Raw genomic sequence first — 2,271 nt, forward strand, 5'->3', positions numbered from 1 at the left:
ACTGAGTGACGGGCTACTGAGTGACGGGCTACTGAGTGACGGCGGCGAACGGAGACAACACGGTCGCCATCAGTGCCGCGTTGACCCGAAACTCCTCCATCCGTGGACGCCAGGTCGGGTTGTTCTTCATCCACGCGGTCTCCGCCGTCGTGACCTCAACCACCCTGTCCTTGTAGTCTTGGGGCATCGATCCATAACAGAACACCAAGTCGAACCGATCCATCAGTTCGTGCATGTCGTCGTCCTCGGTACACAGCAACTCTTCGTCTTCCAGATGGAAGATCATGTCGCTGTTGTGAGAGACCCCGCTGGTACTGTTGGACCAGCGCTGCTGAGACATTTGATTGGAGATGTCCCAGATGTATCGCCCGGCCAAGCGATTCGAGGTCACCGGCGTGTTGATTTGAAACTCGGGAGCGGCCAAGAATCCGTTCGGGATTCGACGTGACGGCGTGTAACCGAGCAAGCTGCCGGGCGGCTGGTAATCGGGCAGATAAAAATTGAACACCGTCGGCGACAGGTACGGCTCTTGAGTCCAGTTGTAATTCTGCGACATCAACATCGCGCGGCCGCTGTGATGATTGCTGGTCGCGTTGACGCCCCGAAGCAATCGCGTGTATCGAATCACCGGTTCGGAAAGTGTCGAGTAATCGGTTCCCCGGGCGATGACCTGCACGCGGTAGGGCCGACTACGGCCCAGCAACCGCTGACCGCTCCACGCTTCCGGATCCAGCAGCACCGCCTTGACGACCGCGGCCAGGTCACCCTTGACGCCCTGCCCGTTGTTGTTGAACTTTCGCGCGACTCGTCGAATGTAACCTCGCGAAGGATTGCTTTTGACCAACCGCTGGATCAATCGTCGCGAAAGGAATGGAGCCACATTGTCATGGGCGAGCAGATTGTCCAGCGCCGCGGCGATATCGGCATCCCCGTCGACACTCGTTTCACTACCGATCACTTCCCCGCCGAGCAACGTTTTCAAACCGGGCTCATGCTCGAAATCGAACATCTCCATCGGCTCTTCGAATTCGTTCCCCCACCAAAACCGCCCCGTCCCCGTCGCATTGGGATGTGGCTTGAACGCCAACCCCGTAAAGACCTTGGCGAACTCCTTGATGGTTTCGTTGTCGTAGGTCGGGATCAAATTGCCCGATTCGTCCGTCTTCAGTCGGCCGTCGAGGTGCAGTTCGTACAGCCCGATCGTGAACAACTGCATGATCTCCCGGGCGTAGTTCTCATCGGGAAATCGATTGGCGGCCTCGTCCGTCTTTCGGTTTCGCATGTGACTCAGGTAAACACCCATGACCGGGTGATAGGTCACGTCCTCCAACAGATCGCGATAGTTGCCAAAGGCATGCTTGACCATTAGATCGTAGTAATGTGTCGGACCAAGCCACCGCCCTTCCCCGCTGTGATGCCCGGCGCCGACATCGTTGAACCCTGCGCCGTCCTGGCTGGTCACCAGAATTTGAATCAGCGCCCACGCCACACGTTGACGAAGTTGATCTTCGCCGGCCAACGCACAATGCCACCAGGCGTGATAGCGGTAGCGTTGGATGTAGGCGTCATTCTGTTGGGAATTCAGCCCATCGCGGGCGATCATGTCGACCGCCAAAGGACGGTGATAAGCCGCCGGCAAGGCCATCTGCTGATCGATCCACTCTTCACACGCACGCCGCGTCCCGATCTGTGCCATCCGCTCGGCCAACGCTTCGATCTGCTCAAGGTTGGGACCAAAGGTCGCGCGAGAGAGAAACTGGGCGGCGCGAATCTTCCGCTTCGCCACCGCAACGTCACGACGCGAATCAACCTCAAAGGTGCCCGCATCGACTGCGGGTAAATTCAAGCTGACTGCTAGCACAAAAACCAGCAACCGGATCCAAGCCCCTGTCCGCAACGGCATCGCTCTCACCTTGAAAAGAATTCGGCTCAGCGATCCAGCCAACCCTCATCGGGCGAGCCATCTCTCGCGAACCCATTGGAATAGACCCCTTCGCGTTCTTGAACGCTTGGGAGGCGCGAACGGCGACAACCCATGGCGGATTTTCCCAACAATCACGACATTCGCGACAGGCAAGCTAAGTCACACAACCGCGCCGGTCAATCAGCAGGCACGGATTGGGGGGGGCAAAGAAAGGGTCAACCAGACCCCCTGACTTAAGCGACAAGAAGACGCTCGCCTGAGCGCCGTTGGTCTCGAGATCCCCTGCCCCCCTCTATGGCAGGCCATTGGCACCGACACAAGCGGCAAACCGCCCAAGGGGAATGCAT

Annotated in this window: 1 protein-coding gene; it reads right to left on the reverse strand. The window is 58.4% G+C overall.

Annotated elements, in window-relative coordinates:
- Positions 1-28: 28 nt before the first annotated feature.
- Positions 29-1,846, reverse strand: coding sequence for a DUF1800 family protein (locus tag ABX749_RS30150; RefSeq protein WP_372899296.1), 1,818 nt, complete (start codon positions 1,844-1,846; stop codon positions 29-31).
- Between the last annotated feature and the right edge of the window lie 425 nt (positions 1,847-2,271).

It is taken from the genome of Stieleria sp., from assembly GCF_041595215.1.
GTDB classification, from domain to species: Bacteria; Planctomycetota; Planctomycetia; order Pirellulales; family Pirellulaceae; genus Stieleria; species Stieleria magnilauensis.